Annotated in this window: 19 protein-coding genes and 1 tRNA gene; 16 read left to right on the top strand and 4 right to left on the bottom strand. The window is 65.4% G+C overall.

From position 1 onward, the window contains the following. Window positions 1–20: 20 nt before the first annotated feature. The 4 genes from R5W23_RS24260 (at window position 21) to R5W23_RS24245 (ending at window position 4122) form a co-directional block, all read left to right on the top strand. The gene (locus R5W23_RS24260; RefSeq protein WP_320688546.1) at window positions 21–677 is read left to right on the top strand and encodes an HD domain-containing protein; all 657 of its coding nucleotides are present in this window, start codon (window positions 21–23) and stop codon (window positions 675–677) included. Window positions 678–730: 53 nt separating this feature from the next. Next, window positions 731–3346: an ATP-dependent chaperone ClpB gene (gene clpB / locus R5W23_RS24255; protein WP_320688545.1), complete on the top strand. Its 2616-nt coding sequence runs from the start codon at window positions 731–733 to the stop codon at window positions 3344–3346. A 135-nt stretch (window positions 3347–3481) separates the two neighbouring features. Then, window positions 3482–3688: a hypothetical protein gene (locus tag R5W23_RS24250; protein WP_320688544.1), complete on the top strand. Its 207-nt coding sequence runs from the start codon at window positions 3482–3484 to the stop codon at window positions 3686–3688. Continuing rightward, window positions 3685–4122 carry a type II toxin-antitoxin system VapC family toxin gene (locus R5W23_RS24245; RefSeq protein ID WP_320688543.1) on the top strand — a complete coding sequence of 146 codons (438 nt, stop codon included), beginning with the start codon at window positions 3685–3687 and terminating at the stop codon, window positions 4120–4122. The genes R5W23_RS24250 and R5W23_RS24245 overlap by 4 nt, the downstream gene beginning before the upstream one ends. Before the next feature lie 113 nt (window positions 4123–4235). Here the strand turns inward: R5W23_RS24245 and R5W23_RS24240 are convergent, their stop codons facing one another. Continuing rightward, on the bottom strand, window positions 4236–4724 hold the full coding sequence (locus tag R5W23_RS24240; RefSeq protein ID WP_320688542.1) for a DinB family protein: 489 nt from the start codon (window positions 4722–4724) through the stop codon (window positions 4236–4238). A gap of 126 nt (window positions 4725–4850) precedes the next feature. Between R5W23_RS24240 and R5W23_RS24235 the strand changes: the two genes are divergently transcribed. Both R5W23_RS24235 and R5W23_RS24230 read left to right on the top strand, forming a co-directional pair. After that, window positions 4851–5720, top strand: coding sequence for an NAD(P)H-hydrate dehydratase (locus tag R5W23_RS24235; RefSeq protein WP_320688541.1), 870 nt, complete (start codon window positions 4851–4853; stop codon window positions 5718–5720). A gap of 8 nt (window positions 5721–5728) precedes the next feature. After that, window positions 5729–6703, top strand: a complete 975-nt coding sequence (locus tag R5W23_RS24230; protein WP_320688540.1) for a zinc ribbon domain-containing protein — start codon at window positions 5729–5731, stop codon at window positions 6701–6703. Between the two features lie 87 nt (window positions 6704–6790). Here R5W23_RS24230 and R5W23_RS24225 read toward each other — a convergent pair whose 3' ends face one another. Continuing rightward, window positions 6791–7618: a dimethylarginine dimethylaminohydrolase family protein gene (locus R5W23_RS24225; protein WP_010042141.1), complete on the bottom strand. Its 828-nt coding sequence runs from the start codon at window positions 7616–7618 to the stop codon at window positions 6791–6793. 190 nt (window positions 7619–7808) lie between these two features. On the opposite strand from R5W23_RS24225, the gene R5W23_RS24220 reads away from it, so the two are divergent. The 3 genes from R5W23_RS24220 to R5W23_RS24210 are packed head-to-tail and all read left to right on the top strand — an operon-like array spanning window position 7809 to window position 10912. Beyond that, window positions 7809–8849: a WD40 repeat domain-containing protein gene (locus R5W23_RS24220; RefSeq protein WP_320688539.1), complete on the top strand. Its 1041-nt coding sequence runs from the start codon at window positions 7809–7811 to the stop codon at window positions 8847–8849. Window positions 8850–8881: 32 nt separating this feature from the next. Continuing rightward, a complete protein-coding gene (locus R5W23_RS24215; protein ID WP_320688538.1) occupies window positions 8882–9946 on the top strand; it encodes a hypothetical protein in 1065 nt (354 codons plus the stop codon). A 9-nt stretch (window positions 9947–9955) separates the two neighbouring features. Further along, window positions 9956–10912, top strand: coding sequence for a WD40 repeat domain-containing protein (locus R5W23_RS24210; protein WP_320688537.1), 957 nt, complete (start codon window positions 9956–9958; stop codon window positions 10910–10912). A gap of 7 nt (window positions 10913–10919) precedes the next feature. Here R5W23_RS24210 and R5W23_RS24205 read toward each other — a convergent pair whose 3' ends face one another. Beyond that, window positions 10920–12155 carry an ornithine cyclodeaminase, nickel-pincer nucleotide-dependent gene (locus tag R5W23_RS24205; RefSeq protein ID WP_320688536.1) on the bottom strand — a complete coding sequence of 412 codons (1236 nt, stop codon included), beginning with the start codon at window positions 12153–12155 and terminating at the stop codon, window positions 10920–10922. Window positions 12156–12226: 71 nt separating this feature from the next. Here R5W23_RS24205 and R5W23_RS24200 point away from each other — a divergent pair, with 71 nt between their 5' ends. Beyond that, window positions 12227–13129 carry a tRNA(His) guanylyltransferase Thg1 family protein gene (locus R5W23_RS24200; RefSeq protein WP_320688535.1) on the top strand — a complete coding sequence of 301 codons (903 nt, stop codon included), beginning with the start codon at window positions 12227–12229 and terminating at the stop codon, window positions 13127–13129. Here R5W23_RS24200 and R5W23_RS24195 read toward each other — a convergent pair. Beyond that, on the bottom strand, window positions 13073–13360 hold the full coding sequence (locus R5W23_RS24195) for a hypothetical protein (RefSeq protein WP_320688534.1): 288 nt from the start codon (window positions 13358–13360) through the stop codon (window positions 13073–13075). The two genes, R5W23_RS24200 and R5W23_RS24195, sit on opposite strands and share 57 nt — an antisense overlap. A gap of 178 nt (window positions 13361–13538) precedes the next feature. On the opposite strand from R5W23_RS24195, the gene R5W23_RS24190 reads away from it, so the two are divergent. The 6 genes from R5W23_RS24190 to R5W23_RS24165 all read left to right on the top strand — a co-directional run bounded on the left by R5W23_RS24190 (window position 13539) and on the right by R5W23_RS24165 (window position 20813). Beyond that, window positions 13539–13612: transfer RNA gene (locus tag R5W23_RS24190), tRNA-His, on the top strand. Window positions 13613–14372: 760 nt separating this feature from the next. Further along, a complete protein-coding gene (locus R5W23_RS24185; protein ID WP_320688533.1) occupies window positions 14373–14915 on the top strand; it encodes a hypothetical protein in 543 nt (180 codons plus the stop codon). A gap of 50 nt (window positions 14916–14965) precedes the next feature. Then, complete coding sequence (gene cas6 / locus R5W23_RS24180) at window positions 14966–15730, top strand: type I-MYXAN CRISPR-associated protein Cas6/Cmx6 (protein ID WP_320688532.1); 765 nt, start codon at window positions 14966–14968, stop codon at window positions 15728–15730. Beyond that, complete coding sequence (gene cas3 / locus R5W23_RS24175; protein ID WP_320688531.1) at window positions 15730–18138, top strand: CRISPR-associated helicase Cas3'; 2409 nt, start codon at window positions 15730–15732, stop codon at window positions 18136–18138. The genes cas6 and cas3 overlap by 1 nt, the downstream gene beginning before the upstream one ends. A gap of 62 nt (window positions 18139–18200) precedes the next feature. Then, on the top strand, window positions 18201–19868 hold the full coding sequence (gene cmx8 / locus R5W23_RS24170; protein ID WP_320688530.1) for a type I-MYXAN CRISPR-associated protein Cmx8: 1668 nt from the start codon (window positions 18201–18203) through the stop codon (window positions 19866–19868). 18 nt (window positions 19869–19886) lie between these two features. Then, window positions 19887–20813 (top strand): type I-B CRISPR-associated protein Cas7/Cst2/DevR, encoded by a 927-nt coding sequence (locus R5W23_RS24165; protein ID WP_320688529.1) that lies wholly within the window; start codon window positions 19887–19889, stop codon window positions 20811–20813.

Genomic DNA, 20813 nt, shown 5'->3' with positions numbered 1-20813 from the left:
CCCGGAGCAGCCGAACCATCATGGTCTCGCCCGAACGACTGGAGTCGATGCAAAAGGGCTGGGTGCGGACGCTCGAGCGGTACCGCGTGGCCCCCGCGGACGCGTACCCGGCGTTCGACGTGCTGGTGGCGGCGTACACCGGCCCCGAACGGTTCTACCACAACCTCGAGCACCTGACCGAAATGTTCCGGGTGATCGAGCGGCTCTCTGCGGCCATCGAGGACCCGAACGCGATGCAACTGGCGGTGTGGTTCCACGACGCCGTGTACGACTCGCGCGCGAAGGACAACGAGCAGCGGAGCGGGGAGCTGGCCGTCGATTTGCTCGGCCCCATCGGGGTGCCGGCGTCCACAATCGAGCGCGTCGTCCGCATGATCTGGGCCACGGCGCACGCCGCGGAGCCGCCGGGCGACCGCGACACCCGGGCGCTGCTCGACGCCGACCTCGCCATCCTGGGCGCGTCGGAAGAGCGCTACGCCCGGTACGCCGCGGCCATTCGCAACGAGTACGCCTGGGTGCCCGACGCCGAATACCGTGCCGGACGTGCGGGCGTGCTAAACGGGTTCCTTGCGCGCCCGCGAATTTACTACTCGGAAATCCTGTTCGCAGAGGGTGAGGAGCGGGCGCGGACGAACTTGCGTGCCGAGCTGGATCGTTTGTCGGGGAAAACCCTCTAATGCGTGACGCCCGCTTCCACCACGTTTCGGAAGCGAGAGGGAGGAAACAACTTATGGATTTGAACCAGTTCACAGAGAAGGCCCAGCAAGCACTCGCCGGCGCCCAGAAGCTCGCGGCCCGGCTGAACCACCAACAAATCGACACCGAACACGCGCTGCTGTCGCTGCTCGATCAGGAGAAGGGGCTCGCTCCCGCGATCCTGGCGAAGGCGGACGTGTCGGTCGACGCGGTCACCGTCAAACTCCAGCGCGAGCTGGATCGCTTACCCAAAGTGATCGGCACGAACGCCGAGCCGCGCCTGACGCAGCGGCTCGTGAAGCTCATCGACGCCGCCGAGGCGGAAGCCAAGAAGCTCAAGGACGAGTACGTCTCGGTCGAGCACCTGCTGCTGGCCGCGACCGACGACACCGGCACCGCCGGCAAGACGCTCCGCGAGTTCGGGCTGACCCGTGACCGGCTGCTCTCCGCGCTGAAGGAGGTGCGCGGGAGCCAGCGCGTGACCTCGCAGAACCCCGAAGAGACGTACCAGTCGCTGGAGAAGTACGGCCGCGACCTGACGCAGTACGCGCGCAACGGGAAGCTCGACCCCGTCATCGGGCGCGACGAGGAGATCCGCCGCGTCATGCAGGTGCTGTCGCGCCGCACCAAGAACAACCCCGTCCTCATCGGCGAGCCCGGGGTCGGTAAGACCGCCGTCGTGGAAGGGCTGGCCCAACGGATCGTGCGCGGCGACGTGCCGGAAGGGCTGAAGGACAAGCTTATCGTGGCGCTCGACATGGGCGCGCTGATCGCCGGGGCGAAGTACCGCGGCGAGTTCGAGGAGCGGCTCAAGGCCGTTCTGAAGGAGGTGACCTCGTCGGACGGGCGGATCATCCTGTTCATCGACGAGATGCACACCATCGTCGGCGCCGGCAAGGCTGAGGGGGCGATGGACGCCGGCAACCTCCTCAAGCCGCTGCTGGCCCGCGGCGAGCTGCACTGCATCGGCGCGACCACGCTCGACGAGTACCGGCAGCACGTCGAGAAAGACGCGGCGCTGGAGCGGCGGTTCCAGCCGGTGCAGGTAGGCGAGCCGTCGGTGGAGGACACCATCAGCATCCTCCGCGGGCTGAAGGAGCGGTACGAGGTTCACCACGGGGTGCGCATCAAGGACGGGGCGCTGGTGTCGGCGGCGGTCCTCTCGAGCCGCTACATCGCGGACCGGTTCCTGCCGGATAAGGCGATCGACCTCGTGGACGAGGCCGCGGCGAAGCTGCGCACCGAGATCGACTCGATGCCGACGGAGCTGGACGAGATCAGCCGCCGGGTGATGCAACTGGAGATCGAGCGCGAGGCGCTCAAGAAGGAGTCCGACCGGGCCTCGAAGGACCGGCTCGAAAAGCTCGAGCACGAACTCGGCAACCTGAAGGCCGATGCCGACGCGCTGAAGGCGCGCTGGCAGGCCGAGAAGCAGGCCGTTCAACAGGTTCAGACGGTGCGGGAGCAGATCGAACAGGTCAAGGCCGACATCGAGAAGGCGGAGCGGGCCTACGACCTTAACAAGGCGGCGGAACTGAAGTACGGGAAGCTGCCGGCGCTGGAGAAGCAGCTCGCCGCAGCCGAGACGGCGTCCGCCCGCGACCGTGACAACAAGCTCATCAAGGAAGAGGTGGGCGAGGAGGAGATCGCCGCGGTCGTGAGCCGGTGGACCGGGGTGCCGGTGTCGAAGCTGCTGGAGGGCGAGAAGGAGAAGCTCCTGCACCTCGAAGCCGAGTTGCACAAGCGCGTCATCGGCCAGGACGAGGCCGTCACCGCGGTCGGCGAGGCGGTCGTTCGCGCCCGGAGTGGGTTGAAGGACCCGAACCGGCCGATCGGCAGCTTCATCTTCCTCGGCCCCACGGGGGTGGGGAAGACCGAACTGGCCCGGGCGCTGGCGGAGTTCCTGTTCGACGACGAAAAGGCGATGATCCGCATCGACATGTCGGAGTACCAGGAGAAGCACACGGTGTCGCGGCTGGTCGGCGCGCCCCCGGGCTACGTCGGGTACGACGAGGGCGGGCAGCTCACGGAGGCGGTCCGCCGGCGGCCCTACAGCGTGGTGCTGTTCGACGAGATCGAGAAGGCGCACCCGGACGTGTTTAACACGCTGCTCCAGGTGCTCGACGACGGCCGGCTCACGGACGGCCAGGGCCGCACGGTGGACTTCAAGAACACCATCGTCATCATGACCTCGAACGTCGGCAGCCAGCGCATCCTTCAGTACAAGGGCACGCACATCGGCGAGGTGTACGACCGGATGCGGGCGGCGGTGATGGAGGAGCTGCGCAAGGGGTTCCGGCCCGAGTTCCTGAACCGGATCGACGAGATCATCGTGTTCCACGCGCTGACCGAGGCGGATCTGACGAAGATCATCGAGGTCCAGTTGGGGAACCTGCGGAAGCGGCTCGCGGAGCGGAAGATCGGGCTGGCGCTCACCGAGGGGGCGAAGGCCCACATGGTGCGCGTCGGGTACGACCCGGCCTACGGGGCGCGGCCGCTGAAGCGCACGATCCAGAAGGAGGTCGAAACGCCGCTCGCCCGGCTGCTTCTTAAAGGCGAGGTGACCGACGGTGGCTCGGTGTCGGTCGATTACGACGCGGCGCACGACGCCCTGAGCTTCACCGCGACGCCGGGCGAACCGGTGGGGTAATAGGCGCCTCAACTTCGAGGCGCCCAGGAATGGCCGCGGGGCACTTCAACAGCCCCGCGGCTTCACACACTTGGGGACTCGGGTTAGAACCTGGAGCTACTAGTCGGGTGCGAACAACGATTGGGAGGATGCGATATGGAAGACCTGACTTTGGAAGCGCTCGCCAAACGGGTCGAAGCACTGGAGAAAAAGCTGGCCGAGCGGCCGGTGCCCGGCAAAATGGACTGGCTGAAAGTGGTCGGCATGTTCGACGCTGACCCGGAGTTCATGCAGCAGGTCATTGCCGAGGGAGACGCCGTTCGCGAGAGCGAGCGAAAAGCCGCTCGCGAGGGCGCGGAATGATCCTTCTCGACACCGATCACATTTCCGTTCTCGAAGTGCCCAGCAGTGATCGCCGGACACGGTTGGTCGCCCGGCTTGCACAAGCGGCGGCGGAGGGCGGGGTGATCGGAACAACGGTCGTGACTGTCGAGGAGCAGATGCGCGGGTGGCTGGCGTCGATCGCAAAGGAGCGCCAGGCCCAGCGCCAAGTGAACGCTTACCGCCATTTGGCGAGGCTGTTCGCGTTCTTTCAGCCTTTCCATCTCGCTCTGTTCGACGAGGCGGCGGCGGACCTCTTCGACCAGTTCGGGCGCATCCGAATCGGAACGCCGGACAAGAAGATCGCCGCTATCGCGCGAGCGAACAACGCGCTCTTGCTGACCGCCAACCGACGGGACTTCGAGCAGATTCCGGGTCTTCAGTTCGCGAACTGGATGGACCCGCCGGCAGGCTGAATGCTTGAAACACCCCATACGCGGGACGCAATAGCACCGCGGCGCGAGGGAAGGACGTGGTCCGCCCTCGCGGGGTAAGTCATGAGGGCCATCGGACGGAGAAGGCACGCGGGTTACATCAGAGGTGGCTTGCCGAGACTACGGCGGATGGTCGAGAGCTGGCCGCAGTGCATGGCGAAGTGCATGGCCCCGAACAGCACGGCCTCGCCGTAGTTCGTTGCGAACGGCCCCGGGTTTGCCGGCGGGCTGACGAGCGACTCCGGCGGTAGCGCGCCGAGCGCGCCGAGCAGTTGGTCCACACACACGTCGAGCAGGCGGAGCAATTTGGTCGGATCGTCCAGTTCGGGCTGGTCGTCCGCCGGCTTACGGGTCACGCTGTACTTCCCAATGAACTCTTCCGTTAAGAGCGGCAGCTCTGTGGCTCCGAGGCGCTCGGCGGTGCGGCGGGCGGTAACAGCCAGGTGCCCGACGATCCACGCCGCCGAGTTCGCCCCCGCCACCGGTTGGCGCGTGAACTCCGCGGCCGTGAGGTCGCCGGCCATCATGTGAAGCATTTGCCGACCCATCCGGTAGCCGCCGGCGAGCAGGTCGTTCGGGGACATCGACGGGCTCCGCGGGTGCTGCGTTGAGGGTATGTCGGATAGCATAGCCGTTCCGCGCAGCAGGGGCGCCAATGTCCGCACGCGCCTGCGGGCGGTATAACCCCTCGTGGGCACGGAGCGCGACAGATGACGCAGGCCATTCGCGACCTTCCCCGGCTGCCGCGGCGCGACGCGACCGGGCACAAGGGGACTTACGGTAAGGTTCTGGTGGTCGCCGGGAGCCGCGGCATGAGCGGCGCCGCGGTGCTGTGCGGCCGGGCCGCGCTCCGCGGGGGCGCCGGGCTCGTCCAGGTCGCGTGTCCACAAAACGTTCAGGACGTGGTGGCCGCCGCGCACCCGGCATACACGACCCACGGCATCCGCCAGCACGCGGACGGCACCTTCGGCGACGGCGCCGCGGAGGAAGTGCTCGCGCTGGCTTCGGCAGCCGACGCGGTGGTGATCGGACCGGGATTGGGGCGCGCGGAGCCGACCGTGCGGTTCGTACTCCGGCTGCTCGAAGACCTGACCGCTCCCGTGGTGCTGGACGCCGACGGGCTGTTCGCGGTATCACCGTTCGGCGACCAGTTCGCACGCCGCACTGTGCCATTGGTCCTGACCCCGCATCCGGGCGAGTTCGCGCGGCTTACCGGCAAACCCGTTCCCGCGACGGACGCGGAGCGCGAAGAGCAGGCGACCGCGTTCGCGGACACCTTCGGTGGTGTGATGCTGCTGAAGGGCGCGGGGACCGTTGTGACCGATGGCACCCGCGTGTACCGGAACGCGACGGGCAACCCCGGGATGGGCACCGGCGGCACCGGTGATGTGCTCGCGGGTGGGATCGCGGCTCTCATCGGCCAGGGGCTCAAGGCATTCGACGCGGCGGTGCTGGGCGCGTGGGTACACGGGCGGGCCGGCGACCTTGGGGCGGAAGCGCTGGGCCAGACGGCTCTGACCGCGCCCGACCTGCTCGATCACCTCCCGGCGGCGTTCAAAGAGTTGGAATCTCACTGGTAGGAGCGGACATGCGGTTAGTGTGCCCACAGTGCATGAGCAACGTGACGGTGCCCGACAACACGGCCGGGAAGGAGGCGACCTGCCCGAACTGCGGGAAGTCGTTCCCGACCCCGGCGCGGTACACGGCCACCGTGTCGGAACTCGGGACCGCAGCCGTCCCGCCCCCCGGGCTGGCGCCGCCCATACCGGTGCTGCCGGTGATACCGCCGGTGCCGCCGGCGCCACCGGGGCTGGTTTCGCCGCCCACGGGCGGGTTCCTTCCGGGGCCAGCCAACATTGACGCGCCGACCGGGTATACTAAGTCCCGCGGTATCACGATTTCGCCCACGGTCGTCGCGTGGCTCCCGGCGGCGCTGCTGACGGCGGTGCTGCTGCTCACGTTCTTCCCGTGGGTGGGCAGCTACGCGGGGAACTCGGCGGTCTACTCCCAGCGCCCGTGGGGCGCACTGTTCAGTGGCACGCCGAGCAGGAACTTCCGCCTCGAACAGGCAAACCTGATCCCCGGCGGGTGGATCGATAAGACCCACAGCGACTGGCTGTTGCTCCCGTTTTTCTTGTGTCTGCTGACCGGCCTTGCGTTTGCCTGGGCCGAGCGGGCAATGAAGCCCCCCGGTTTGAGCGCACCGCCGCCGCTTGTCAAACTGTGGCCGTGGCGGAACTCGATCGTGGCCGGGTGCGCCGCCCTCGCGCTGATCTTCCTATTGTGGCAACTGGCAAACGGGTTCGGGATGGAGCGTGCCATCAAGCAACACATCGCGGAACAGTTCTCCCAGCGCCGGGCCGAGGCGGCTGACAGTCCAGGCAAACTCGAAGCGTTGGAGTACGAGGAGGCGCAGGAGCTGCGCAAGTACGACATCGAACGGACGACGTGGCTGTGCCTCGCGCTAATGTGCAACGTGCTGGCCGTCTGTGCGGTGGTAACCAGGGTCGCCCTGGACAACCGCGGCAACAAGCCGCCGCCCAAGCTGTTGCTGCACTATTGATCGGATCAAGTCAAAAGTTGAAAGTCGAAGGGCAACACCAGCAGCTTACGACCGCTTGTTTTTGCCCTTCGACTTTCAACTTTTGACTCACTTCTCCTTCCAGCTCGCGGCCTCTTCGCCGTCGAGTCGCAGCGTCAAGCACTTCGCGCTGCCGCCGGCTTTGAGGAACTCGTCCAGTTCCACCTCGATCGACCGATAACCGGCGCGAGCCAGCTCTTCCGCCAGTCGCGGGCACCGGCTGTTGTGAACCACCGTTTTGCCCACCACCACCGCGTTGCACCCGAACCGGTGCGCCTCCTCTTCCACGACCGGAATGAGCTTCGGGACGTGCGTGCTGAGCACCCGCTGGCCGTAAGTGTCAAACGCGTTGGGGAAGTAGAGCGCCTCGCCAGGGGCGAGCGGACAGAAGCAGGTGTCGAGGTGATAGAACCGCGGGTTCACCAGCTCCAGCGGCAGCACGCGCACGCCGAACTCCTTCCCGACCCACTGGTGCGCGCTGGCGTCCGATCGGGTCCGGTAACCGGCGAACAGGGTGTCGCCACAGAAGAGCGCGTCGCCCGCCCCCTCGTGGTAGGAGTTCTCGGGCAGGTGCTTCACCTCGAAGCCGTGCTCGCCGAGCCACGCGTCGAAGTGCGGCGACTCCTTCGCGCGGACCTCGTGCCGGAACCGGCTGCTCAGGAACGTGTTCCGAAACATCAGCCCGGCGTTCGCGGTGAACACGAGGTCCGGCAGCCCCGGTTGCGGGGTCATGGTTTCGACCTGCACGCCGAGCCCCTTCAGCGTGTCGTGGAGGGCGCGCCACTGACGGAACGCGAGCTCGCGGACGGCGCCGAGCGACCGGTTCATCCACGGGTTGATTTCGTACTCGATGCCGTAGTGGTCCGGCGGGCACATCAGAATGCGCGGCTGCGACATGGCTTCGCTTCCGTGGTTGCGTGAATGCGGCGTCTGTGCTCCATTTTACGGGCGCGGGGTGTCGGGGCGGGCCGGGCCTGAAATCACTTGCGTCCGTTGCGTGCCTTGATGCCCGCGCGCCGCTCCCGTGATTGCGGAACGGCTGCGCTTGTGGTCCAGTGAGCGCCTTCCAACGAACCGAGGCGGACCGATGCAGGTGCTCAAACTCGCAACCGAACAGCCCGAGGCCGGGACCGACGTGACCCGGCTCTGGCTCGGCCCCGGGCTCGCCCGCATCGCGGTGGTGTTCGGCAACGGCGTTCCGTTCAACGGGTCCGTGCTGTGCTGGGACGCGAGCGCCGGTCGCGCCCTCTGGCGCGCCCCGCTTCAGGACGACGACGACACCTACGCCGATCCCGATTTCGACCGCGATGTGACCCGGTGTGCGTACACCGTCGCTCCCGATCGTGACGACACCGATGATGCGTCCGAGGGCGGGGTGGCGGTTTGTGACCTCGCGACCGGCGCCGCGGTGCGGCTCGGAAGCGACCACACGGCCCTGCCGGCGCTCACCTCGGACGGAAGGTCCGCGCTGGCCGTCGAGTTCGACATGCGGAATCGGCGCGGGGTGCGTCGCTGGGAGGTGCCGGTGCCGCTCGCTTCCACCGATACACCGCTTGCACCCGTTTCCCGATGGCGCATCGATTTGCCCGTTCCGACCGATCTCGCGCGGCACACGGATGAGACTCCGCAAGCGCTTGCCGTGTCGCCAGACGGTGCCCGAATCGCGCTCGGTCGCACCGGCGGATCTGTGACCGTGTGGGAGCGATCGAACCGGCGCGAGGTGCTCTCGGTTCCGGCCCTGAAGGGGATGAAGTATGTGCGGTTCGGTGTTCACCGGTTAGCGTTCTCCGACGATGGGAACCGGCTCGCCGCGGTCCGTGGGCGGTGGGCCGATAAGCGATACGGGTTCCAGGTCCACGTCTGGTCACTGTCCGATGGCACGCAACTGCGCGGGCCGAAGGAGACGGCGAACGTGAACGGGGTCGCGTTCAGCCCGGACGGGCGCACCCTCCTCACGGCCCGCGAGGACGGCACCGTCGGCGAGTGGGACACCGCGACCTGGAAGCTGCGGCGCGAGATGGCGTGGAAGATCGGCAAGTTGTTCAGCGTCGCGTTCGCCCCCGACGGGCTGACCTGTGCGGCCGGCGGCGAGAAGGGGCGGGTGGTGGTGTGGGACGTGGACGTGTAGCCGCATGGTAAGCTGACCTCACAGGGGGACCGATGCGCGAGTTGCGACTCAAGGTGCCGAAGCGCGCAGACCTCAGTACGGTGCGCCGGCTCCAGTTCGTTGCCGGTGGCGCCGACCTCGTCATTTGGGTCGGTGAAGGCGGCACTGGAGGCGGCACGATGACGCTCCACGTTCACACCCTCTCAACCGGAACGACACGCGAACTCAACAACGACATACTCTGGGAGTCGATGGAGCCGGTCGTGTCTCCGGACGGCTGGTTCCTGGCCGCTGAGAACGTGTACCACAGTTCTCACATTTACGTCGAAGATCTCACGCGCCGGTCCGAAGACGGTTTCCACTTGCCTGCTGTAACCGGGCCGGAGTTCGGGTTGAGTGAGATCGTGTTCACCCCGGACGGGTCCGAGTTGCTGGCGGTGCGGCACCTCTCCCAGCAGGGGCGAGTGACGCACACACGCGACCTGGCACGGTTCCCGCTGGGGCCGTACCGGGAACCGCCGCTCGGTTACGAGCAGAAGATCAACCCGCTGACCGAACTCCCATTTCAGATGCCGATCTATGACGTGGGGTGGCGCGACGAGATTCCGCTTCCGCCGGGGCGGTACGTCCATTCCGCCGCGATCTCGGCCGACGGACGGTTGTTCGCGGCCGGCGATGCCGGAGGGGGTGTTCTGGTGGTCGAACTCGCGCGCGGGGAAGTACTCGCCTCGTTCCGCCGTACTTGGCCCGCACTTGCGGAGGAATCCGAACGAGTTGTTCGCCGGGTCGCGTTCGTTCCGGGTGGGGAGTGGGTGGTGTCGCGCGCCGGCGGGCGCCTGTTCGCGGACCCGCTCGGCGCCGCAAAGCCCTGGAAGACGGGTTCGGAACTGGCGCACGTGAACGACTTTGCTGTTCATCCGTCGGGGCGGCTCATCTGCGCGGTGTGTGCCGACGGGCGGACGCGGTACCTCGACCCCGCGACCGGAACTGTGACCCAGACGTTCAAATGGGCGAAAGGGGTACAGCAACTGTGCTCGGTCTGCTTCGCCCCGGACGGCCTGACCTGCGCGGCCGGCGGCACCGCCGGTCGGGTCGTGCTCTGGGACGTGGACGCGTGAGGGTGTGGCGTGCGCGAGTACAAGCTGAAGAAGTGCAAGCGGGTTCACAGCGTCCACTTTACCCCCGACGGTGTGCGGCTCCTGGCGCTCGGGGGCGCCGAGGCGCGGATGGTGGACGCGGCCGTGTGGCTGAACCTCGCGACCGGGGACAACGAGGGCCGCGTCGAGCGGTTCGTGACCTGTGCCGCCGTCGATCCGGGCCTGACCCGGTATGTGGTCGGCGGGGCGGACCATTTCGCGCGCGGCGTCGCCGCGGTCGAGTGGACCGCGCTCGACCGGGCGGTCGAGTGGCGTCGGTTCGTGTGGCCCAAGCGCACCCTGCCGCCGACGTACAAGAACGTGTCCGGGCTGGCGTTCGACCCGACGGGCTCGCGCTTGGCGGTCGGGCACAGCCGGGTGATCGGCCCGCGGGGCGCGAACCGGTCCCGTCCGTTCCTCACGATCGTGGACCGCGACACCGGCGAGGCCGAGGCCGAACTGCCCACTGCCCGGGAGGCGTGCGTGATGAGCTTCCGCGCCGACGGCGCGCGGCTGGCGGTCACCGGCGGGTTGGACGGCGACACCGCGGTGACGGTGTTCGACGTGGCGGCGCGAAAGGAGCTGTTTACGTTCGAGCCGAAGGGGACCGTAACGCGGTGCGCCGTGTTCCTTCCCGACGGCCGCCTGGCAGTCGCGAACGGACGATTCGTGTACGTGCTCCCGGCCGACCGCGCGGCGCCGCAACTCACACTCGACGGCCACCCGAAACAGGTGAACGCGGTAGCCGTTGCCCGGGACGGCCGGCGCATCTTGACCGGGTCGCACGACGGGCTCATCCGCACCTGGGATGCCGCGAGCGGCGCCCCAGGTCCGAGCTTCGACTGGCACATCGGACCGGTGACCGCGCTCGCGTTCGCGCCCGACGGTTTGACGTGCGCCGCCGCCGCCCTGAACGGGAAAGTGGTGGTGTGGGACGTGGACGGGTGATGGCCGTTCACGCGCTTCCCGTTTTGTCCAACTCGGCCACCAGCGATCGCAAGAACGGTTCGGCGTCGCTGACGATGCCCACCGTCTGCGTGCTTCCGCGGTCCATCAGCTTGGTGACCGTCGCGGGGTTGATGTCCACACAGGCCACTTTCACCCATGCGGGCAACAAGTTCCCGACGGCGACCGAGTGCAGCGTCGTCGCCACCATTAAGCAGAACCCGACGCCCGGGATGAGCTTGCGCATCGCGTCCTGGGCCGCCAGCGCGTCCGTGACCACCTCCGGGAGCGGGCCGTCGTCGCGGATGCTGCCGGCCAGCACGAACGGCACGTTGCGGGTGGCGCACTCGAACATGATCCCGCTCGTCAGTTTCCCGGCTGCGACGGCGTTGCGAATGCCGCCGAGCCGCCGGACCGAGTTGATGGTGCGCAAGTGGTGCTCGTGGCCCTCATCGGTCGGCAGCCCGTGCGTCAGCGACACCCCGAGGCTGGTGCCGTAGAACGCCTGCTCCATGTCGTGGGTGGCCAGCGCGTTCCCGGCGAACAAGACGTTGATGAACCCGTCGCGGACGAGCTTCGCGACCAGCTCGGAACCGCCGGTGTGGACGACCGCCGGGCCGAGCACCGCCAGCACCTTGTCGCCGGCCGCGCGGGTTTTGCGCATCGCGTGCGCGATCTCGCGGACGCTCACCGCCTTCGGGCGCTCGCTCGAAACCGGGCTGGCCATGAACTCGAACAACTCGTGCTTGCGCATTTCCGCCTCCGGGGGCAGCACGCGCGTTCCGTTCCGCCCGACGAGCACCCGGGCGCCCGTTTTTACGCCGGTCATCGGGACGCAGCGGGCCGCCGCGCCTTCGGAATCGACGACGATGCCGCAGTCCATCTCCTGGTCCTCGACGTCGATCCACTCCCCGTTGAGCCGCACCTGGGTGCGGAAGTTGGTGGAGCAGTAGAACCCGTCCGGGAACGCGCCGTCCATGTCCGCGGGCGCGGTGCGGCAGTCGCCGGTCTGCGCGGGGACCGCGCCGTGCGGGTGGACCTCGGCGAGGATCGCTTCGAGCTGCTCGGCGGTGTCGGCCCGGACTTCGAGGCGGACGAAGCTGGAATCGTCCTGGCGCTGCCCCAGGCGCAGGGTCTCGATGTTGTAGCGCCCGCCCCGGGACAGGATCGCGTCGAGCACCTTCGGCAGGAGCAGCGAGTCGACGATGTGGCCGGTCATTTCGAGGTGTTCGACGTGGGTGGCCATTCGGTGAACTCCGGAAGGGGTTTGCTCTCCCTTTTTTCATACCGAACGCGGAACGCGGGTACGAGGCGGGTATGGCGGGCGGACTGGCCGAGCGCATGAAGTTGTACGAGGGCGCGGAGTCGGGGCGCCGGCTGATGCCGCGGCTGCCGGCGCTGGCGCGGCTCGACGGGCGGGCGTTCCACTCGTTCGTGCGCGGCTTGGCGCGGCCCTTCGATCAGCGCCTCTCGGCACTGATGATCGACACCCTGGGTTTCCTGGTGCGCGAAACGAACGCAACGGTCGGGTACACGCAGTCGGACGAAATCACGCTCGCGTGGGTACCGTTGGGGGCGGATGCGCAGGTGTTTTTTGACGGGCGTGTTCAGAAGATGACCTCCGCGCTGGCCGCGCTGTGCTCGGTCCACTTTTGTCGTCGGTTGCCGGCGTTCCTCCCGGCCGATGGCACCGACCGGTTTCCGACGTTCGATTGCCGGGTGTGGAACGTGCCGACGCTCGACGAAGCGGCCAACGTGTTCGTGTGGCGCGAGCTGGACGCAAAGAAGAACTCGATTTCGATGGCGGCCCGTGCCTACTACGACCACGCGGCGGTTCACGGTCGTACCGGGGCCGAGTTGCAGGAGCTGCTTTTTCAGAAGGGTGTGAACTGGAACAACTACCCGGCGTTCTTCAAGCGGGGCACGTATTCGCGCCGCTGCGTGGTGCGCCGCCCGTTCACAGCGGATGAACGGAATGTGCTCCCGGTCAAGCACCAGGGGCGCAACAACCCGGATCTGATGATCGAGCGATCGGAGGTGGCGGTATTTAACTTGCCGCCGCTCCCGAAGTTAGAGAACGGTGCGGGTGTGCTGTTCCGGGATGAAGAGCCGGTGCTCAAAAAGGGCACGGCTGCTGTGCCCCAGAACGCACTTGGCGAACGGTCAGTACACGGCACGACGCGGCGGGCGGGTGAGCAGGCCGACGACCGCTGCGAATAGGACACCGCCGATGATCGACCAGACGATCGGGAACGGCTTTCCACCGACCTCGACGATGAAGATTTCGGGCAATCCAGTTGCGCGCTGGAGCCACAGGCCGACAAGCGCGCCTATGAACCCAACGGCAATGGCCACGAGGAGGCCGCCGCGCGAGAAGCCGGCAATGGTTTGTGCAACGGCCCCGCAAATCGCGGCGATGAGAAGGAGCAGAAGGAAGTCGAGTACGTCCATTGTTCAGTCCTCGTATCGAAACGGGCCGCCGAGTGTGGCCCGGTAAGGGGTACTAATGCAACCGCTGTGCCGCCTTGCGTCCCTTGCCTCCGCGAGAAATGCGAAGGACGGTTGACCCAATCGCCGGGGCTGCTAAAATCAGTGGTGTCAACGAACGAGCCGAATCGTCGGCTGGATGGTGGCTGTAGCTCAGTTGGTTAGAGCGCCAGATTGTGGATCTGGATGTCGCGGGTTCAAGTCCCGTCAGTCACCCTGAACGAATCGCAACGTAAGCTCTTGGAAAACCAAGGGCTTACGTCATTTTTGTGCCTATCCATTCTTTCTGAACTCCTGTGTCATCCTGGCGCATCTTAAACCCTGTTTGGGTAAGAAGAGCGTAAGAAAAGGTTCCTCAAGAACTTGCGCCAAAAGGGTAAACGCAACGGTCCTCCCCTCTCTCAAACCGCTCACGTCGCGTTGCTCCGGATCTGCCAGAGGTACAGCCGAAGCCTCTGCCATTGCTGACTGTAACCCTCGTTCCACTTGAGGCCCGCTAGCCCTCAATCGCAGCGCACAAAGCCGCTATTCCGTTTCATCGTCTCAACTCCGGCGACCGGTCGATTCGGAGCATTCCGGGCGACCGGTCGCGATTTCGTGTCAGCGACACAAGGAAACTGTGGTAGCTCGGCGGTAGTCTTTGGGTAGCGGAGCGACTTCTGGTGAGGGAGTCGGTAGCCGGTTGCCACTCGCTCGGACCTTTCGCGTTCCCACACACATCGCCTCACGGCGTCACTGAGTCCGAACTGCCTGCCGCTCTTACGCCCTTCGTAGAGACAGTAATGCTCAACGCCTCACGGCGATCCGACACATCTCAAGTAAAGGGCAACGACGCGAACCGCACACGACAAAGAAACGTGCAACGTTTTCACCTCGCGGTTCCTTCCAAAAAATTGTCGTATTGCCTCCTGAACTTGTCCCTTGAGTAATGGGCGGGTAGATTTCATAGACGTACTGACTCTAAGAAGGAAGCGCGGTGCAAAACTACCACCAGGAAGACATTGCCGCCTTGTTGCTTGCCGTGGGACGCGATTTTGATCGGAAAGAGCATCGCAAGAACGCGCACCAAGAACACCTCGCCGAAGTGTTCCTTCGAGTCGTCGCTGAACTTGACAAGGAGAACGGGAAGACGATCCATTCGCTCGAAGCCTTTGTGCGTAGCGTCGGGGCGGAAGAATTCCGCCGTGCATCCTGGCGCGAACGTAAGCAGGCACAGCGACACACCCCAACGGCTGATGACACGGCTCTCGAATGCGGTGTCGCACACGGCGCACGTCGCGCCCCACTCTCTTATGCCAGCCCGCTCGATGAACTCATTGTGAAGGAAGAATCTGCCGTGCTTGCAACGTTTCTGGCAAGATTACCGGAAGCCGAGGCCCAACTTGTCCGGACGCTGCCCCGCGGTTCGTCAACGCATTCGCTTAATGATATCGCTCAACAGAGCGGGACATCCGTTCGTACCATCCAGCGCCGGCGGGGCCGATTAGTGGCCAGCTTTCGCGCGGAGGTGGCGGGCTGACCATTCTTGCCGTTCTGTCGAACTGCGCCCGCGCGATCGGAACAACGATCGTGGGCGACCGAATTCGGTTCGATCGAACGACTACGAACATTGACGCCGGCTGTCCCGGCCGCTTAACTCCGTATCTCGAAATTGGTCCGACGCTTTTTCTCGCCGCTGAACATCTTTTCAGAGATGCGATCAGATGGAGGGCACCGGTGGTTGATCTCGTCTTTCCGGTTCGGGGCGGGTCGGTGCCGACCGATCACGCGTACCCGCTGTACGGTGCGCTCTCGGGTGCCGTGCCCGCGTTTCACGACGCGCAGCAGTCCCTCCGGTTCGCCCCGCTGACCGGGGTGCGGGACGAGGCCGGCCGGTTGCGGCTCGCGCCGTGGTCGCGGCTCCGCGTGCGGCTCCCGGCCGAGGCGATTCCGAACGTGTTGCCGCTGGCCGGCCGCGCGCTCGACATAGCCGGCGCCCGGGTGGCGCTCGGGGCACCGTCGGTGGAGGCGCTGGTGCCGGCCCCGGCGCTGGAGAGCTGGCTGGTGACGTTCAAGCACGGCGAAGAGCCCGCCGCGTTCCTGGCCGCGACCCGCGCCCGGCTGACCGAACTCGGTGTCGCGGGGGAGCCGGCGGTGCGGGCGTTCGAGTCCGGCCCGCGTGCGGGGGAGGTGCGGCGGCGGGTGGTCCGGGTGAGCGGCGCGGCGATCGTGGGGTACGCGCTGCTGGTGTCCGGGCTGACGGCCGAGGAGTCGATCCGCCTCCAGGAGTGCGGGCTGGGCGGCCGCACCAAGATCGGCTGCGGGTTCTTCCTGCCCGCACGGGAGGCGAAGTGATGAGCGAATTGCTGGCGAAATCGCCGCGCGGCAACACCCGGATAACGCTACTGGAGCACACCCGCGATGTGATGAATGCGGCTGAGGCATTGTTCGGCAATGCGCAGAGCCCCACACGGCTAGGCACGTGCTGGCTAAGGTTCTTCCGCATCCCCGAAATGTCGTGGACGAAATTTCACGGCAACCTGCTCGCCGCTTGCGGCCTGCACGATTGGGGGAAGGCCAACGACGGGTTCCAGAAGGCGGTTCGGTTCCAAGGCCCGCAGGCAATTCGGCACGAACACTTCAGCGCGCTGCTCGTTGCGCAGAAGGCGTGTTGGGACTGGCTCGGCCAGCGCCCGGATCTTGACCGCGAGGTGATCCTGTCGGCAGTGTTGACGCACCATTTGAAGGCGCGGGAAGACGCCGACGCCGCACACGGGTTCGCCACGGCGGTCGAGAACGGCAGCCGGTTTCAGTCGCTCCACACCGACACTAGTTTTCCGCCAATCGTTGCGGAGATTGCCGGGCGCGTCGGGTTGCCCAGCGAACTTGATCTGTTGAAGGTGCCCACGGCTTGGGCTTTTGCGCCGCGGGGCGGCATCGACACCGAACGGAAGCGAATCAAAGGTGCCCTTAAGCTGTTTTGGCGCGTGGTGGATGGGGATAACGTGCGTCGGCGGTTCCTGCACGCGGTGCGCGCCGCTCTTATCGCGTCCGACGCCGCCGGGTCCGGTATTCGGCGTATCGGCCAGGACATCCCGCAGTGGGTGGCGGGGACGTTCGACACGGTCCGTGAATGGACCGATGCCGACGTGCGGAGCAATGTAATCGGACCGCGAACGGAGCAAGTGGCAAAGGGCGGCACATTCAAGTGGAACGACTTCCAGGAACATTGCGCCGATCCGAAACGTGTACCTAGTCGTGCGCTGTTGCTGGCTCCGTGCGGCAGTGGCAAGACGCTCGCCGCGTGGCGGTGGATTGAAGAGCAGGCGAAGCGCCGCGTCGGCCATGTGTTGTTTCTCTACCCGACTCGCGCCACGGCTACGGAAGGGTTTCGCGATTACGTGTCGTGGGCGCCAGAGGCCGATGCGGCGCTGATGCACGGCACCAGCGAGTTCGACCTGAACGGCATGTTTGAGAATCCACCCGAGGGTGACGCACGCAAGGGGCGGACGTTCGCACAGACTGAGGCGGAGCGGCGACTGTTTTCGCTCGGCTTTTGGGGCCGGCGGGCGTTCTCGGCCACTGTCGATCAGTTCCTCGCGTTCTTGCAGTACGGCTACGGTCCGATGTGCATGTTGCCGGTACTCGCGGACTCCGTCGTGGTGATCGACGAGGTCCACAGCTTCGACAAGAACATGTTTGCGGCGCTCAAAAAGTTCCTGACCGAGTTCGATGTGCCGGTGCTGTGCATGACTGCCACGCTCCCCAATGACCGGCGTGCCGAGTTGGTGAACGAATGCGGGCTCAAGGTGTACCCCGATGGGGAACTGCCACCGGATTTAAAAGAAGTAGCTGAACGCAAGCGGTACCGCTTGCGTCGGCTCGAATCGCGTGACGAGGCTGAAAAGGCCGTGCGAACCGCGCTCGCTGACGGCAAACGTGTGCTGTGGGTCGTGAATCAAGTGAAGCGGGCTCATGCGGTCGTTGCCCGGTTCGTGAAGGAGTTGCCCGCCGATTCGGAAGACACGAAACTCGCGACCGCCGATACCCCTCCCGTGCCGGTGTACTGCTACCACAGCCGATTCAAGCTCACCGACCGAGTGAACCGGCACACGGCACTCATGGCGGCGCTCAAGGCGGACAAGCCCGGCCCCGCGCTGGGCGTGACGACACAGGTCTGCGAAATGAGCCTCGATATCGATGTGGACCTGCTCGTTACCGAGGATTGTCCGGTGACGGCCCTTGTGCAGCGCATGGGACGGTGCAACCGCGCCCAGAAACCTCGCGCACTTGGCTCCGCAGGCGATGTTCTCGTTTACAAGCCCGAAGAGGACGCACCTTACGACGCGAACAGTCTCACCGGGCTTGCGGAATTTCTTGACGCGGTGAAGGGGCGCGAACTGTCGCAGGACGATCTCGAGAAGGCACTGCGAGAAGCACCATCACCGGCGTCGCTCGGAGACCCGTTGTGCTCGTTTCTTGAAAGCGGGCCGTATGCGGTCGCAGGTGAAGAGCAGTTCCGCGACAGCGAGGAGTTCAACCGTCCCTGTGTGCTGCCAGGGGACGTCACAGCGTACTTGAGCGCAGGGACGCGCCAGCCGGGGTTCGTGCTACCGGTGCCCAAGAAATTTGCTCGCGAGCGCGACCCGGACAATCCCGATCACGCGGAACTGAGCGGGCACCTTGGGGTTGCGCGCGGCGGGCAATATCACGCGGCCGTTGGTTACTGCGACAATTCGCTGACCGAATGGAGGGGCGTCTAATGGGCAAGGCGAGACCAAAGGCCGGGGCATCCGCTGCGCCGGCAGCGCCGACGGCGGTAAGCGTGACCTACGACCTGTTCGACCTACCGACGGCCCAGCACAAAGCCGGGCTGGCTGGGCTGTTGTTTCAGATTCGGCACATGGAGGGCAAATCACCGAAGCCCGCCGCTATTCCGAAGGTGGCGGCACTGACCGCGACGAGTGCGACTATTGAGTTCACCGCCGACTCGGTGCAGTGCCTCTTCGACGATTTGTATGCGACCGATATTGCGGTCGTGCGCACCAAAACAGAATGGGATGCGCAAGAGGCCAAGCCGTCTGAAGTCGTTGAAGAAGAGATCGACGACGAAGATAATGATGGCAACCCGATTAAGAAGAAGGTGAAGGTCAAATATTTCTTTTATCACCAAGAGCAGCCGTGCGGCAACGCTATCCGGCAGTACATCAGGGACGAACCGGAGCTCTGGCTGAAGTTGTGGCGGGACATGCTGTGGGCTATCCCTCGCGGCAACCCACAGAGCCGCAAACCGTACAAGGAACGTGCAAAAGGTCTGTCGTGTAGTGAAGGTGCCGAGGTCTGGGGTGATTTGCTCAAGGCCGAGAAGGCACGAGCGAACAGTGAATTCCGCACCGACGAGGTGGCCGGGGCTCTGTGGCTCGGCGCGCAGGCGGTGAACGCCGAGAGCGTGCCGTTCGAGGGCCGAGTCGAACAGACGCTGCTCCTTCACTTCTGGCCGTTGACGGTGCAGGTGTACGCACCACAGGCGGTGCAACCGGACGGAGAAAACGAGTTCGTCGGTTACGTGCTCGCGATTCCCGAGGTCTCTGATCTCGAAGGGTTCTTGAAGGATTATCCGCGGTTGCTCGGCAACCTCAGCGGGGACATTCGTGGATACCGCCCGGCGGAAGCGGTCATCGATTTGCCTGCCGAAGGCGCGCTGTCGTTCCTTGAACACCTTGCCCGTCTCACCAGCGAGAAGACGACCGACATCGACTACAACGCGCTCGCGTACAACCTGGGCTCGGTCGAGTTCCTGCATCTGGCCAAATTCGGCAACAACATCAAGACGCTCGCGAGTGGGCGGGTCGCTCCGCGTCCGGGACTGATGCACGGTTACCTTCAAATCGTCGGCAAGACGGGGGAAAAAGCGCCTTATGCCAACCCGCTGTTTCGTCGCGGTCTGATGCTCGCCCTCCTGGAGGGGCGGCCGTGGTTCCAGCCGTTCGGCAAGTTGTTCGCCGAATGGGATGTGTCGTTCTTCATTCCGACCGACGCGCCACCCAAGCTGTCGTGGTTTTGGGCTGACGCGAGAAGGAAAATTCAGGAGATCATTCAAGCTATGCCGACCGCACCGAACCCCGACGACAAATCGCCGGAAGCCGACGACCTGCTCATGATGCTGATTCACCGCCTGACTCGCACCTACCTTGCGGCACGTGCGAAGGAGAAATCGGGAATCGACCCGGAGCAGTTCAAAGATGGCGACAAGATCGCCTGGGACAAACTGCCGAAGGATTTCCACGATGCCCGTCGCGCTGCCGGCGAATCCCTCTTTTATGAGTTTCGGTCCCGCCGCGATCAGGCATTCGTTCAGCACTTTGCACAGACATTTTTTGCCACCAAGCAGTACGTCTCGGAGGATCACTACACCGAGATCGGTCGCGCGCTGATGACTCGCACTGACGATGTCAAGACGCTTACTCTGATGGCCCTGTCCGCTAACTCCTAACGCGAGGTATGTAGCCCGATGAACCTGTTCGCCACCGTTCTGACCTACCCGGCCCCGAGTGCCAACTACCGCGGTGAGTCGGAACTGAACCGCACTGTCATCCAGAAGGTGACCGACGGGCGGTTTGATTATCCCATCTTCTCCCCGGAGAGCATGCGCAACGCGCTGCGGGAGGTGCTCCGGGGGTACGGATTACCGAGCAACCGCGAGCGCCTGCACGACGAGGATCAACTCGCGGTTCGGTTCGCCGACCTGCCCGACCCGGACCAGTACGCCGACGACTTCTTCTTCGGCTTCCTCGTCGCAGCCGGCGCGGCGGATCGCAAGAAGCACCTGGCCACGATTACCGAAAAGCGGGGCAAGGAGGCCGCAAAGGCGTTCAGGTTCAAACGCGATTCCATCCTGCGCATGAACATGGCGAAGGCGCTGGAACCGTACCGGCACAACGCGGTGTTTACTCAATCACCCCTTGCGGCGAAGGACGGAGCTTACCAGAACGCGACCACGTCCGCACTGCTGCACCGTGAAACGGTCGTCGCCGGCTTCCAGTACCCGTTCGCGCTTAACCTCGACGACTGCAAGCCGAAGACGGCTTGGACGCGCAAGCTGCTGAAGGCCATTGGTGAGTTGAACGACGTGGCCGGGAACCACGCCCGGAGCTACTTCGAGTTCGCCCCAGCCAGCGTTATTGTTCGTCTCACGCAGTCGCTCGTTGCGGGGTACCAGACGTACTGCTTCAAGCCGGATGGGTCGATGCCCGACGTGCTGACCGACATCCTCGCCGACTACTACCCCGGTCAAGAATTTTACGTCGGCGGCGAGATCGTCAAGCGCGGGCTGAAACCGGAGCAGCTGGACGCACTCAGGGCAAATGGCGTGACGCTCGATGGCGACCCGCAGCGCTTGCTCGCCACCGTCGCCGACGCCGCACTGGGCAAGGAGTAG

Origin of the sequence: Gemmata algarum, from assembly GCF_034097035.1 — a bacterium.
In the GTDB taxonomy this organism is placed as follows: domain Bacteria; phylum Planctomycetota; class Planctomycetia; order Gemmatales; family Gemmataceae; genus Gemmata; species Gemmata algarum.
This window is presented reverse-complemented; position numbering and strand designations above follow the sequence as displayed.

Coding starts and splice junctions, on each gene's coding strand:
- R5W23_RS24250 (WP_320688544.1), top strand. CDS start 3,482: ATGGAAGACCTGACTTTGGAAGCGCTCGCCAAACGGGTCGAAGCACTG.
- R5W23_RS24240 (WP_320688542.1), bottom strand. CDS start 4,724: ATGTCCCCGAACGACCTGCTCGCCGGCGGCTACCGGATGGGTCGGCAA.
- R5W23_RS24200 (WP_320688535.1), top strand. CDS start 12,227: ATGGCGGGCGGACTGGCCGAGCGCATGAAGTTGTACGAGGGCGCGGAG.
- R5W23_RS24215 (WP_320688538.1), top strand. CDS start 8,882: ATGCGCGAGTTGCGACTCAAGGTGCCGAAGCGCGCAGACCTCAGTACG.
- R5W23_RS24225 (WP_010042141.1), bottom strand. CDS start 7,618: ATGTCGCAGCCGCGCATTCTGATGTGCCCGCCGGACCACTACGGCATC.
- R5W23_RS24245 (WP_320688543.1), top strand. CDS start 3,685: ATGATCCTTCTCGACACCGATCACATTTCCGTTCTCGAAGTGCCCAGC.
- R5W23_RS24260 (WP_320688546.1), top strand. CDS start 21: ATGGTCTCGCCCGAACGACTGGAGTCGATGCAAAAGGGCTGGGTGCGG.
- R5W23_RS24165 (WP_320688529.1), top strand. CDS start 19,887: ATGAACCTGTTCGCCACCGTTCTGACCTACCCGGCCCCGAGTGCCAAC.
- cas3 (WP_320688531.1), top strand. CDS start 15,730: ATGAGCGAATTGCTGGCGAAATCGCCGCGCGGCAACACCCGGATAACG.
- clpB (WP_320688545.1), top strand. CDS start 731: ATGGATTTGAACCAGTTCACAGAGAAGGCCCAGCAAGCACTCGCCGGC.
- R5W23_RS24235 (WP_320688541.1), top strand. CDS start 4,851: ATGACGCAGGCCATTCGCGACCTTCCCCGGCTGCCGCGGCGCGACGCG.
- R5W23_RS24230 (WP_320688540.1), top strand. CDS start 5,729: ATGCGGTTAGTGTGCCCACAGTGCATGAGCAACGTGACGGTGCCCGAC.
- R5W23_RS24220 (WP_320688539.1), top strand. CDS start 7,809: ATGCAGGTGCTCAAACTCGCAACCGAACAGCCCGAGGCCGGGACCGAC.
- R5W23_RS24195 (WP_320688534.1), bottom strand. CDS start 13,360: ATGGACGTACTCGACTTCCTTCTGCTCCTTCTCATCGCCGCGATTTGC.
- R5W23_RS24205 (WP_320688536.1), bottom strand. CDS start 12,155: ATGGCCACCCACGTCGAACACCTCGAAATGACCGGCCACATCGTCGAC.